12 protein-coding genes are annotated in these 12,551 nt (G+C 70.6%); 7 read left to right on the top strand and 5 right to left on the bottom strand.

The features are described 5' to 3' along the window. Positions 1–14: 14 nt before the first annotated feature. Positions 15–941, bottom strand: coding sequence for a hypothetical protein (locus tag ACEN9J_RS06565; protein WP_413763636.1), 927 nt, complete (start codon positions 939–941; stop codon positions 15–17). Between the two features lie 184 nt (positions 942–1,125). Here ACEN9J_RS06565 and ACEN9J_RS06560 point away from each other — a divergent pair, with 184 nt between their 5' ends. Next, positions 1,126–2,124 carry an AraC family transcriptional regulator gene (locus ACEN9J_RS06560; RefSeq protein WP_413763635.1) on the top strand — a complete coding sequence of 333 codons (999 nt, stop codon included), beginning with the start codon at positions 1,126–1,128 and terminating at the stop codon, positions 2,122–2,124. Positions 2,125–2,133: 9 nt separating this feature from the next. Here the strand turns inward: ACEN9J_RS06560 and ACEN9J_RS06555 are convergent, their stop codons facing one another. Next, positions 2,134–3,342 (bottom strand): ABC transporter substrate-binding protein, encoded by a 1,209-nt coding sequence (locus ACEN9J_RS06555; RefSeq protein ID WP_413763634.1) that lies wholly within the window; start codon positions 3,340–3,342, stop codon positions 2,134–2,136. 221 nt (positions 3,343–3,563) lie between these two features. On the opposite strand from ACEN9J_RS06555, the gene ACEN9J_RS06550 reads away from it, so the two are divergent. From ACEN9J_RS06550 to ACEN9J_RS06525, 6 genes are read left to right on the top strand one after another with little or no spacing between them, the layout of a single operon-like run. Then, positions 3,564–4,826 (top strand): dienelactone hydrolase family protein, encoded by a 1,263-nt coding sequence (locus ACEN9J_RS06550; protein ID WP_296734575.1) that lies wholly within the window; start codon positions 3,564–3,566, stop codon positions 4,824–4,826. Further along, on the top strand, positions 4,823–5,788 hold the full coding sequence (locus ACEN9J_RS06545) for a PDR/VanB family oxidoreductase (protein WP_413763633.1): 966 nt from the start codon (positions 4,823–4,825) through the stop codon (positions 5,786–5,788). Before ACEN9J_RS06550 ends, ACEN9J_RS06545 begins: the two co-directional genes overlap by 4 nt. A gap of 25 nt (positions 5,789–5,813) precedes the next feature. Further along, positions 5,814–7,118 (top strand): aromatic ring-hydroxylating dioxygenase subunit alpha, encoded by a 1,305-nt coding sequence (locus ACEN9J_RS06540; RefSeq protein ID WP_057595340.1) that lies wholly within the window; start codon positions 5,814–5,816, stop codon positions 7,116–7,118. Then, positions 7,115–7,609: an aromatic-ring-hydroxylating dioxygenase subunit beta gene (locus ACEN9J_RS06535; protein WP_057595341.1), complete on the top strand. Its 495-nt coding sequence runs from the start codon at positions 7,115–7,117 to the stop codon at positions 7,607–7,609. Before ACEN9J_RS06540 ends, ACEN9J_RS06535 begins: the two co-directional genes overlap by 4 nt. After that, positions 7,606–8,193, top strand: coding sequence for a cysteine hydrolase family protein (locus ACEN9J_RS06530; RefSeq protein WP_057595342.1), 588 nt, complete (start codon positions 7,606–7,608; stop codon positions 8,191–8,193). Before ACEN9J_RS06535 ends, ACEN9J_RS06530 begins: the two co-directional genes overlap by 4 nt. 18 nt (positions 8,194–8,211) lie before the next feature. Beyond that, positions 8,212–9,003, top strand: a complete 792-nt coding sequence (locus tag ACEN9J_RS06525; protein ID WP_057595343.1) for an SDR family oxidoreductase — start codon at positions 8,212–8,214, stop codon at positions 9,001–9,003. Here ACEN9J_RS06525 and ACEN9J_RS06520 read toward each other — a convergent pair. The 3 genes from ACEN9J_RS06520 to flgL all read right to left on the bottom strand — a co-directional run bounded on the left by ACEN9J_RS06520 (position 9,000) and on the right by flgL (position 12,539). Then, positions 9,000–9,866 (bottom strand): EAL domain-containing protein, encoded by an 867-nt coding sequence (locus tag ACEN9J_RS06520; protein WP_261205880.1) that lies wholly within the window; start codon positions 9,864–9,866, stop codon positions 9,000–9,002. The genes ACEN9J_RS06525 and ACEN9J_RS06520 overlap by 4 nt on opposite strands. A gap of 193 nt (positions 9,867–10,059) precedes the next feature. Further along, entirely contained in the window at positions 10,060–11,292 is a 1,233-nt protein-coding gene (locus tag ACEN9J_RS06515) for an HDOD domain-containing protein (RefSeq protein WP_413763632.1), read from the bottom strand. Positions 11,293–11,336: 44 nt separating this feature from the next. Further along, positions 11,337–12,539: a flagellar hook-associated protein FlgL gene (gene flgL / locus ACEN9J_RS06510; protein ID WP_057595345.1), complete on the bottom strand. Its 1,203-nt coding sequence runs from the start codon at positions 12,537–12,539 to the stop codon at positions 11,337–11,339. Positions 12,540–12,551: the final 12 nt, after the last annotated feature.

Genomic DNA, 12,551 nt, shown 5'->3' with positions numbered 1-12,551 from the left:
CACCGCGGGGCGCTTCAGTTGAAGTCGGTCATGAAGTACCAGATCGGCTCCAGCCTCGCGCCGGGCGCGGGCCGGTGCAGGTAGATGTCGTAGACGATGGTGCGGGGCTGCGGCCCCCGCTTGTAGGCGATGCGCACCACGCCCTCGTCGACGCTGGCCGGGTCGGTGCGCTTGAGCCGCACCAGCTTGCCGTCGCCGCGGATCTCGAGCGCGTGGTGCTCGAGCGGTGCGACGGTGCCGGTGCCCTTGTCGATGAAGCTCACCCATTCGGCATCCCGCTCCCGTGCCTCCGCGGACGAGAGGTAGATGGCGGGGTAGAGCAGCCGCTGGGCCTTGGCCAGCGCGCCAATGAAGGCTTCACCCTTCCTGTTTCCGATGTCGGCGATCAGCCGGCGATAGACCTCGAGCGCTTCGGCTTCGAGCTTCGCATCGGCCGCATCCAGCGGCACGCTGCGCTCCCAGCCGGCCAGGCTGTAGGGCACCTGGGCCTCGAACTGCACGGTCTGGCTGAAGCCCTGCGGGTCGGTGAACAGCGCCTGCATGCCGTCGCGCAGCGGGGGCAACTCATAGAGCGTGGTGTTGCGCGGCGGCTCGGTCTTGCTGCGCACGACCAGTTCCACCTTCAGGTCGTCCGTGTCGGGCAAGCGCTGCTGGCCGGTGGCGGGCAGCAGGCGGATCGTGAGCTTCTGCGGACCACTGCGCAGGATCGCCGGATTGAGCGGCATGCCGATCGTGCCGAAGCGCCTGGTGGGAAGGACCGAGATCGGCAGGTCGTTGACGTACACCCGGAACGCCAGCTTCTCGCTCGACACCCTCAGGTCGTAGAGAGGCTGCTGCGCCTGCTTCCTCGACGTGCCTGGATCGGCGGCGGCCTGCGCCGCGGCCGGCGCAACGGCCCGCAGCAGCGCCGCGAGCATCAGGACGGCGGTGGACTTCCTCATTCGGTGATCTCCCTGGAGGTGGACGGCCGGCCATTATGCGAACGGGGCCCGGCGGGCAGGCTTCTTGCACGGCACCAGGGCCGCCCGCACCCCGGGCAACCGCCATGGCGGCTCGCGCCGATTGCCCGTAGATTGGCGCGCACAACAAGCGTCCGATCCCCCACCTGAAATCGCAGGAGTGTCCGTGGAAGCATGGTCGAGCCAGCAACTCTCGCCGCTGTACGGGCGCGAGGTCTTCCGTTCCCGCGCGGCGGACGAAACCCATGCGCGCATCGCCTGCGAGCTGAAGCCGCACCGCAGCGTCTGGCATCGCGGCGACGTCGATGCGATCTTCTGCCGCGCCGAGCTGAGCGCACTCTCGCTGTGCATCCTGCGCTACGGCTGCGACGTGGACATCGAGCCCGATGCGCTCGGCAACTTCGTGCTGGTGCAGATGCCGCTGCGCGGCCATGCCGACATCCATCACGCGGGCGGCAGCCTGCAGATCCATCCGGGACAGGGCGCGGTGATCTCGGCCCACAAGCCAGTGCGGCTGCGCTGGCATGCCGACTGCGAACAGCTGATGCTCAAGATCGAGTTGAGCCGGCTGCAGGAGGTGGCGCGCCATGCCTTCCCGCTGCGCGGCGCCGATGCGGTGGGCGAGATCGACTTCGAGATGCCGTTCCGGCTCGACGACACGGCGGGCACGCAATGGCGCTGCATGGTGGCGAGCCTCGCCTCGCTGCTGCCGGCGGCGGGCGATGCCGGCTACGACGCGCGCTGGCTCTCGCATTGCGAGGACAACCTGATGCTCTACCTGCTGTGCCACCGGCCGAACTCTGTGCGCGAGCGGCACGACGAGGCACGGCATGGCTCGGAGGCCGCGAGCCTGCGCCAGTTGCGGCGCGCCGAGGAGTTCATGCAGGAGCGGCTCGACACGCCGCTGTCGCTCGAGGAGGTGGCGCGCGCCGCCGGCCTCACGCGGCGCGGGCTGGCGCTGCTGTTCCGGCGCTACCGCGAGCTCTCGCCCGGCGAGGTGCTGCGCAACATGCGGCTCGACGCCGCGCATGCGCAGCTCGCGCGCCACGACGGCGCCAGCGTGACCGAGGTGGCGCTCAACTGCGGCTTCTCGCACCTGAGCCGCTTCGCGGCCTGCTACCGCGAGCGCTTCGGCCACCTGCCGCGCGAGACCGCGCGGCATTGAGGCACGGGATCAGGACGACTTCATCGCGCACTGCGCCGCGGTCGTGTCCTGGTAGTTCGTCAGCACGGTGCCGATCACCTTGTTGGCGATGCGGCCGCTGCCGTCCTTGGCGATCACGCGCAGGTAGTAGTTCTGCACCGGGAAGTTGTTGGCGCCATAGCGGAAGTCGCCGCGCACCGACTTGTAGTTGGCGGCCTTGATCGCCTTCAGCAGCGCGGGCTTGTCGGCCACCTTGCCGCCGACGTCGCGCACCGCCGCGTCCATCGCCATCAGCACGTCGTAGGCCTGGCCCGCGTAGAACGAGGGGTTGCGGCCGTTGTTCTGCTGCCGGAACGCGGCCACGAAGCGCTGGTTGGCCGGATTGTCGAGGTCGAAGGACCAGTGCGCGGTGTTGAACAGCCCGAGCATCGGCTCGCCGACCGCGGGGATCATGTCCTCGTCGGCCGAGAAGGCGGTGGAGATCAGCGCCACGTCCTTCGACAGGCCCGCGCCCACGAACTGCTTGATGAAGGCCACGCCCATCGCGCCCGGCAGGAAGAAGTAGAGCGCATCGGGCTTCGAGGCCCGGATCTGCGCGAGCTCGGCCGAGTAGTCGAGCTGGCCCAGCTTGGTGTAGAGCTCGTCGCCCGTGCCGCCCTTGTAGGTGCGCTTGAAGCCGGTGATGGCGTCCTTGCCGCCGGGGTAGCTGGGCGCGATCAGCGCCACCTTCTTGAAGCCCTTGTCGCCCGCGAACTTGCCGGCCGCCTCGTGGTACGCATCGTTGGGGTACGAGGCGCCGAAGAAATAGGGATTGCAGCGCGCGCCCGAGAGGTCGCTCGGCCCGGTGTTGCTCGACAGGTAGGGCACCTTGGCCGCGAACAGCGGCGGCGCCACCGCCAGCGCCACCGACGAGCCGACCGGCCCGGTGAACAGGTCGATCTTGTCGCGCATCAGCATGCGCTCGACCACCTGGCGCGCGGTCTCGGGGTTGCCCGCGGTGTCGGCCTCGACGAACTCGACCGGCACGCCGCCGAGCTTGCCGCCCAGCTGCTTGATCGCCACCGCGAAGCCGGCCTTCGACTCGGCGCCGCCGACCGCGAAGGGCCCCGACAGGTCCATCGCGAGGCCGACCTTGACGGTCTGCGCATCGGCGTGCGGCGACAGGGCCAGCAGGGTGGAGAAGGCGGCGAGGGCAAGGACCGAGGGGACGGTCGCCATGCGCGGGCGGCTGAGCGGCATCGAGAAACTCCTCTGGCGATGGATACGCCGAACGTGGGTGGGAAGCGGGTGGCCGAAAGAGCACCGGGCAAACGGTCGCAGGCCGCAGTCTGGCAGCGTCGCGCGCCGCGGCTATCCGTTTCGTGCAGCGCGGCGTGCTGCACGAAATGGACAGACAGCTGCCACGCGTCGTCTCCAGAATCGCCGCCATCCCGATCCACCCCTTCGAGAGAGACACCCCGATGAGCCACTACATCGACATCCCGGCCGGCGACGGCGCGCAGAGCTTCCGCGGCTACCTGGCCCTGCCGGCCTCGGGCCGCGGCCCCGGCATCGTGCTGTGCCAGGAGATCTTCGGCATCAACGACTACGTGCGCGAGGTGGCCGACCTCTATGCCGAGGAAGGCTACGTGGTGCTCGCGCCCGACCTGTTCTGGCGCATGGAGCCCGGCGTCGAGCTCGGCTACTCGCCCGAGGACTGGCAGCGCGCCTTCGGCTTCTTCCAGCAGTTCGACATCGAGGCCGGCATCGCCGACGTGACCGCGAGCGTGCAGGCGCTGCGCGCGCACCCGGCCTGCACCGGCAAGGTCGGCGCGCTGGGCTTCTGCCTCGGCGGCAAGCTGGCCTACCTCGCGGCCGCGCATTCGGGCGTGGACGCGGCGGTCGGCTACTACGGTGTCGGCATCGAGGGCGCGCTCGAGCTGGTGCCGAAGATCGCGTGCCCGATCGCGCTGCATTTCGCCGAGCTCGACAAGTTCTGCCCGCCCGAGGCGCGCGCCCAGGTGCTCGAGGCCTTCGCGGGCCGGCCCGGCGCGCAGATGTACGTCTACCCCGGCGTCGACCATGCCTTCGCGCGCACCGGCGGCGACCACTTCGACAAGCCCTCGACATTGATGGCGCACCAGCGTTCCATGGCGCTGTTCAAGGAGGCGATCGGCCCGGTCTACGACCTGTCGGCGCTGTGGGACAAGCACTGCGAGTACGAGTTCGCCACGCGCGACGTGGTCGCCACCATGGGCACCATGGTCGCCGAGCCCTACGTCAACCACATTCCCACCATGACCGGCGGCGTGGGCGCGAAGGAGCTGTCGCGCTTCTACAAGCACCACTTCATTCCCACCACGCCGCCCGATACGCGGCTCACGCCGATCTCGCGCACCGTGGGCGCCACCCAGATCGTCGACGAGATGCTGTTCTGCTTCACCCACACGGTCGAGATCGACTGGATGCTGCCGGGCATCGCGCCCACGGGCCGGCCGGTGGAGATCCCGCTCGTGGCCATCGTCAAGTTCCGCGGCGACAAGCTCTACCACGAGCACATCTACTGGGACCAGGCCAGCGTGCTCGCGCAGATCGGCCTGCTCGATGCAACGGGCCTGCCGGTGGCCGGCGTGGAGACCGCGCGCAAGCTGGTCGACGAGACGCTGCCATCGAACACGCTGATGCCGCGCTGGGCCAAGTCCACCGCGCTGACCATCGCCGACCCGGCGCTGCCGCTCGGATGAACGCCGCGCCTTCCATGCTCGAACTGGTGGTGGCCTCGGCCAGCGCGCTCACGCCGGCCATCAAGGCCTTCGTGCTGCGCAGCGCGAACGGCGAGGCGCTGCCGCCGTTCGAACCCGGCGCGCACCTGGGCGTGCAGGTGATGCAACCCAACGGGCAGGCCGGCCAGCGCGCCTACTCGCTGGCACGACCCCATGGCGCGCCGGACCGCTACGAGATCGCCGTGCTGCACGAGCCCGACGGCGCGGGCGGCTCGGCCTGGATGCATGGCCTGGCCGAGGGCGCGCGCGTGCTCGCGCAGGCGCCGCGCAACGATTTCGCGCTGCGCCGGGGCGAGGCCGCGCCGCTGCTGATCGCGGGCGGCATCGGCATCACGCCGCTCTTGTGCATGGCGCGCGCGCTCGCGGCCGAGGGCCAGGCCTTCGAGTTCCACTACGCCACGCGCAGCCCCGAGGCCACGGCCTATCTCGAGGAGGTGCGCGCGCTCGGCGGCCGCGTGGTGCACGACGGCGGCGATCCCGCGCGTGGCCTCGACCTGCGTGCGCTGCTGGCCGTGCCGGTGCCCGGGCGCCATCTGCATGTCTGCGGTCCGCGCGGCCTGGTGCAGGCGGTGGTCGACACCGCGCGCGCCCAGGGCTGGGCCGACGACCACGTGCACTTCGAGCTGTTCGCGGGCGCGCTCGCGCAGGCCGGCGACGCGGCCTTCGAGGTGCGCACGCTGCGCTCGGGCCATCTGCTGACGGTGCCGCCGGGCCGGAGCCTGCTCGACGTGCTGATCGCCGCGGGGCTCGACCCGCTCTACGATTGCCGCCAGGGCGACTGCGGCGTGTGCGCCGTCGACGTGGTCGAGGGCGTGCCCGACCACCGCGACCACAACCTGAGCCCGCGCGAGAAAGCCGACGGGCGCACCATCTGCACCTGCGTGTCGCGCGCCAGGACGCCGCAGCTGGTGCTCGACCTCTGATCCCACGATTCCAGGAGACCCATTCATGACCATCGACCTGCAGTCCCTCGTGCAGCCCGACCGCGTCCACAAGCGCGTCTACACCGACCCCGCGATCTTCGAGCTCGAGATGGACCGCGTGTTCGGCCAGGCCTGGCTCTACGTCGGCCACGAGAGCCAGGTGCCCAAGCCCGGCGACTACTTCACCACCCGGCTCGGCCGCGAGCCCGTGGTGATGGTGCGCCATACCGACGGCCGGATCCACGTGATGTACAACCGCTGCCCGCACAAGGGCGCCAAGATCGTGCCCGACGGCAGCGGCAGCGCCGGCAAGTTCCTGCGCTGCCTCTACCACGGCTGGACCTTCAAGTGCGACGGCAGCCTGCTGTCGGTGCCGCTGCGCAGCGGCTACGAGGACACGGGGCTCGACCTCAAGGACCCGCAGTACGGCGTGCGCAACGTGGCGCGCGTCGCCACGCACCGCGGCTTCGTGTTCGCGAGCCTGTCGAAGGAAGGACCCGGGCTCGAGGAGTTCCTCGGCGGCGTCGCCACCTCGCTCGACAACTTCTGCGACCGCGCGCCCGAGGGCGAGGTCGAGGTGGCCGGCGGCGTGCAGCGCGTGATCCAGCGCAACAACTGGAAGATCTTCTTCGAGAACCTGCACGACACCATCCATGCGGTGGCCACGCACGAGTCGTCGTGGCGCGCGGCCAAGGAGGAGTTCGAGGCCATGCCGGCCGGCACGCGCAAACCCTTCGAGGTGGTGATCGTCGACGGCAACGGCGAGCCGCTCGAGTTCTGGGAGAAGCTCGAGCTCAAGGGCTACGACAACGGCCACGGGTTCATGGAAGGCATCTTCGTGCCGCCGACCGACCCGGTGAGCCTGGCCTACGTGGCCGCGCTCGAGGCGGCGCAGGGCGCCGAGCGCGCCGACCAGATCCTGCGCGTGAACCGCCACAACACCATCGTCTACCCGAGCTGCTCGCCCCACACCTCGTTCCAGCAGATCCGCGTGATCCGACCGCTGTCGGTCGACCGCACGCTGGTCGAGATCTTCAGCTTCCGGCTCAAGGGCGCGCCCGAGGCCACCTTCCAGCGCACGCTGAAGTACACCAACATCGTCAACTCGCCCTCGTCGAACGTGATGCCCGACGACCTCGAGGCCTACAACCGGGTGCAGGAGGGCCTGGGTTCGGACGGCGGCGACTGGGTCAGCATGCATCGCGCCGTCGGGCGCGACCAGCCGCTGCCCGGCGGGCGCGCCTCCAACGGCAACAGCGAGATGCCGGCGCGCAACATGTTCGGCGCCTGGGCCAAATACATGGGCGTGGACACCGGGAGCGCCGCATGAACTTCCTCGACTGGAACGAACAGCAGGAGATCACGCAGTTCCTGCACCACGAGGCGCGGCTGCTCGACGAGCACCGCTGGGACGAATGGCAGCGCCTGTTCACGCCCGACGGCCTGTACTGGGTGCCGCTGGTGCACGGCCAGGCCGACCACCTCAACCATGCCTCGCTGTTCTGCGAGGACGCGCTGCTGCGCTCGATGCGCGCGCGCCGGCTCGAGCAGGCGCGCGCCTATTCGCAGCAGCCGCCCACGCGCACGGTGCACGTGGTGGGCAATATCGGCATCGAGGCGCGCGAGGAGGGCGCGCTGGGCGGCCTCACCGTGCGCTCCACCTTCGTGCTGCTCGAATGGCGCAAGACCGAGCAGCGCATGTTCGGCGGCAGCGTGCTGCACACGCTGCGCCGCCACGAGGGCGAGCTGCGCATCCATCTCAAGCGCGTCGAGCTGGTCAACTGCGACGCCGCGCACGAAGCGCTGCAGGTGTTCGTGTGAAGGCCGCGCTGCTCGCGATGCACTACCAGAACGACGTGCTGCACGCCGACGGCAAGGTGCGCGTGGGCGTCGCGGCCGACGATCCGGCGCGGCCGCGCCTGATCGCCTCGGCCGGCCGGCTGATCGCGGGGGCGCGCGCCGCCGGCGTGCCGGTGATCTTCGTGCGCATCGCCTTCGCGCCCGGCTACGTCGACTGCCTCGACAACTGCACGCTGTTCCGGCGCGTGGCGCAGAGCGGCGCGGTGCAGGAGGGCAGCTGGGGCGCCGAGTTCTACGACGAACTCGCGCCGCTGCCCGGCGAGGCCGTGGTCACGCACAAGCGCAACAACCCCTTCTGGGCCAGCGGGCTCGAGCAGGCGGTGCGCGCCACCGGCGCCGACCGGCTCTACGTGGCGGGCATCGCGACCAACCACGTGGTCGAGCACGGCGCGCGCCATGCGAGCGACCTGGGCTACGACGTGGCGGTGGTGGCCGATGCCTGCAACACGGCGCAGCCGCACCTGCATGCCGCGAGCCTGGAGAATCTGTCGATGCTCGCGCAGGTGATCGGCGTCGAGGACGCACTCGCCCAGATGGGCCCCTGAACCGATGAAGGACATCTCATGAACATGCAAGGCAAGGTCGCGATCGTCACCGGCGCCGCCGCGATGCTGGGCAGCGCCATCGTGCGCACGCTGGCGCAGGCCGGCGCGCGCGTGGTCGCGGTCGACATCGACGCGGCGCGCGGCCAGGCGCTGGCGGCCGAACTCGGCGCGGCCTGCCGCTTCGCCGCCTGCGACATCGCGAACGACGAGGCGCTCGACGCGCTGGTGGCCGACGCGCTGCGCATCGAGGGCCGCATCGACTGCCTGGTCAACAACGCCGTGGTCTACAACGACGGCGGCATGGGCGCGAAGCGCGCCGAATGGCTGGCCGCGCTCGACGTCAACCTGGTCTCGGGCGCGCTGCTCGTGCACAAGGCCACCGAGGCGCTGGCCGCGCAGGGCGGAGCCATCGTCAACATGGGCAGCGTGGGCGGCAAGTTCGGCACGGCCGACCGCGCGCTCTATCCCGCGGCCAAGGCGGCGATCCTGCAGCTCACGCGCAACCAGGCCGCGACCCTGGCGCCGCGGCGCATCCGCGTGAATTCGGTGTCGCCCGGCTGGACCTGGTCGGACGCGCTCTCGCGCATGGCCGGCGGCGACCGCGCCAAGGCCGACCGCATGGCCGCGCCGCTGCATCCGCTGGGCCGCGCGGGCGACGGCGACGACGTGGCGCAGGTGGTGCTGTTCCTGTGCTCGGACGCGGCACGCTTCGTGACCGGCGCCGACATTCCGGTGGACGGCGGTTTCTCGATGCTGGGCCCGGACCAGGGGCGCTCGGCGCGCGACTGGTTCGCGGCCGGCATGCCCTAGTCGAAACGCTTCTCCCACTCCCAGTTCACGGCCGGCAGCGTCTCGACCACCGGCCGCGCGAACAGGTAGCCCTGGAACAGCCGGATGCCGAGCTCGCGCAGCGCCATCGCCTCTTCCATCACCTCCACGCCCTCGGCCACCACGTGGATGCCGAGCTCGCCGCAGGTCGAGACGAAGCCCTTGACCACGGCACGCCGCACGCCGTCGGTGTGGATGTTGCGGATCAGTTCCATGTCGAGCTTCACGATGTGCGGCTTGAGCGCGACGAAGAGCTCGAAGCCCGCGAAGCCGGCACCGAAGTCGTCGATGGCCGAGGAGAAACCGTGCTGCTGGTGCATCTCGAAGGCCCGCACCAGGTGCGGCAGGTCCTCGACGCGCTCCGACTCGGTCACCTCGAAGATCAGCCGCTCCTTCGGGAAGCCGAAGCGCTCGGCGGTCTCGACCGCGCTCTGGAAGCATTCGCCCTGGCGCCCGGCGTCGTTGGGCATCACGTTGAGGCTCAGCCGCGAAGCCATGCGCAGCCCGGCCGCGAGCTCGATCGCCTTGGCGCGGCAGGCGCGGTCGAACTCGACGCGATGGCGCGCATGCACCAGCCCGAGGATGTGTCCGGCGCCTTCGCCGTGGATGCCGCGCACCAGCGCCTCGTGCGCGTAGACCTCGCCCTTGTCGACGTCGACGATCGGCTGGAAGGCCATGGTGAAGGCCGGGCAGCTCGCGGCGAAGTCGGGCACGGCCGAGGCATCGTTGCTGGCCTGGGTGGCCGGCTGCTGGAGGCGGTTGATGGTCAGCGCGCGCGCGGCGCTGCAGTAGCCCGGCGGGCGGGCGTTGAAATCGCGGGCCAAAGTCGGTGCCAGGCTGGACACGGATGGCCTTCAGACCCGGGGGCCGTGGATGAAAAGTCGTTGCGGGATGCCCGACATGGTGTTCTCCGGTTCCTGGGCGCGGCCCCGCGGGACCGCATGTCCGCTTTTTCGGCGCGGCGGCGGAAGACTTGAGGAGAAAAAAGGGCCGGCGGGCAAAAAAAGCGCGGCTTCCTCCCAATGGAGGAGGGCCGGCCTAGAAGCCGCCCGCGGCGATCATCCGCAGCAGCGCGCGGTTGACTTCCTCGGCATCGACCGCATGGGTGCGGCGCAGGTTGCGCAGCGCGGTCGGGTTGCTCGATTCGAGCGCGGTCGCGAGCTGCAGCGCGGGCGCATAAGGGCCGTTCTGCGCGATGGTCGCGGCCACGATGCGGTCGGTCAGCGGGATGCGGCCGAAGCTGGTGCGCAGCGGCTCGCCCATCACCAGGTCGAGCTGCGAGAACAGGCCGCACAGATAGACCTCGCGCTTGAGGTCGTCCTCGATGCCGGCGTCCATCAGCTGCGCGACCAGGTGGCCGCGCATCGCCATGGAGGTGTTGAGCGGGCGCAGGTTGCCGTCCTCGCTGGCGGTCGGCAACTGCTGCGACAGCCAGGTGCTCAGGCGCTGGAAGCCGATCATCATGAAGCCGTGGCGCAGCGAGGCCACGCGGTTCGGCAGGCCCAGGCCCGGCGAGTTCAGGTAGAGCATGAGCGCGTAGACCAGCGCGGCCTCGCGGCTCACGAGCTGGTCGATGCGCTCGAGCGATTCCTCGGCGTCGATCGCGTTCATCACGCGCACGATGGCGCGCCGCGTCGGCGGCAGCGGCTGGCCGCCGTAGCCGTGCAGCACGTCCTCGCTGGGCCAGCCGGCCACGGCCCACGCGTTCTGCTGGTCGAGCGCATGCTCGGCCAGCGCGCGGCTGGCCACGCCGTCGATCAGCGCATCGGGGCGCACCGGGCTGCTTTCGCCGGGATGCGTCATGCCGCGGTCGAACACCGTGGTGTCGCGCTCCACCTGCGCCAGGCGCAGCGCGTCCATCGCGTCTTCCGGAGCCAGCCGCAGCAGCCGGCGCTCGAACCAGGGCGCGGCCTCGGCGTCGGGGATCTGGGTCGGCACGCCGCTCGCGATCATGCGCACGCCGCGGCGGGCGGCGGCGCGCACCGCGGGGCGCAGGCCGGCGTCCTGCATCCAGCCGAGCGGAATCTCGAGCATCGGCCCGGCCGCCTCGGCGTTGCTCGCGATGTCGCGCAGGAACTCGGGCGTCTGGATCGACAGCAGCAGGGCCGGCGAATCGGCGTTCCAGGTCTCGGCCAGCGTGCGCAGCAGGTGGCGCCCGTCGATGCGTTGGCGGTCCTCGTGGACGAAGAGCTGGACCCCCGCGAGCGCGCGCGGACGGTTCCAGAACGGGCGGTAGCCGAAGGTCAGGCTGCCGAGTACCGATTGAGACATGAAGACGAGAAGGAGAGAAGGAACGAAAGGGCGGTCACGCCACGTCAGCCGATGAAGTTGAACAGCGAGAGTTTCTGGATTTCGGCATAGGAGCCGAGGGCCGCGGAGTAGGCGGTCTGCTGGGTCTTGAAGTCGGACAGCGCCTGGATCGTGTCGAGGTCCTCGGCGCGCGAGCGGTCGGCCTCGAGCTGCAGGCTGCGCGAGGACTGGCGGTCGGAGATGCTGTCGACCTGGTTCAGCAGGTCGCCCGCGCGGCCGCGCGAGGCCGACAGCCGCGCGCTCGCGGCGTCGATCTGCACCAGCGACTGCGCCACGTTCTGCGCCAGCTGGCCGCTGCTGTTGCTGCCGTCCTTCACGCCCGCGATCGCCTGATCGAGCACGCCGAACAGGCTGGTCTTGCCGCTGGGCGCGACGGTCAGTGCATTGCCGTCGGCCGGCACGCCGCTGGCCGTGAGCGAGATCCCGGCGAACTCGATCGCCTGGCCCGCGGTGTAGGGCTGGCCCGACTTGAGCGTGGCCTGCGTGGTGGTGTCGATCACGTCGTAGGTGGTCACGCCGTTGGCGACGTTGAACGCGACGCGGTAGCCGTGGCCGGTCAGCGCCGAGGGGTCGACCACCTTGCCCGCGTCGCTGTAGACGTTGCGCGTGCCGGCTTCCTGGCCCACGGTGAACACGCCGTTGCCGGTGGGCACGTCCATCCAGGTGGCGTAGCCGTCGAGCATCGAGGGGATGGCGGTGTCGCTGGCGGCGCCGGCCTGGCCCGCGATGCCGTCGAAGCGCACGCCGCTGCCGTTGTCGACGAAGGGCGCCGCGGTGCTGCCCAGGCCGCCGAACAGCGACTGGCCGTTGCTGTCCTGCGCATTGGCATAGCCGAGCAGCTGGCCGCGCAGCGTGGTCAGGCGCTGCGCGATGGTGGCGCGGTCGGCCGCCGACAGCGTGGCATTGCCGGCGTTCACCACCAGCGTGCGGAACTCGGCCATGGCCGCGGTCGCGCTGCCCAGGGTCGACTCGGCCGTCGAGACCGCGTTGCGCTGCAGCTCCAGCGCACGCTGGTCGGTGCTGACGCGCGCCATGCGCGTGATGGCGCGCTCGGCCTGCGCGGCGCCGGTCGGATCGTCGCTGGGGCGCAGCACCTTCTTGCTGGCGCTGAGCTGCTCCTGCAGCTTCGAGAGCTGGGACTGGCGCGTGGTGAGCTGGCGCACCGCGTTGTCGTAGGTGGTGGCACTGGCGAGGCGGGTGGCTGTCATGGTTGTTCCTGT

This window comes from Variovorax sp. Varisp41, assembly GCF_047325085.1.
Classification (GTDB): domain Bacteria; phylum Pseudomonadota; class Gammaproteobacteria; order Burkholderiales; family Burkholderiaceae_C; genus Variovorax.
This window is presented reverse-complemented; position numbering and strand designations above follow the sequence as displayed.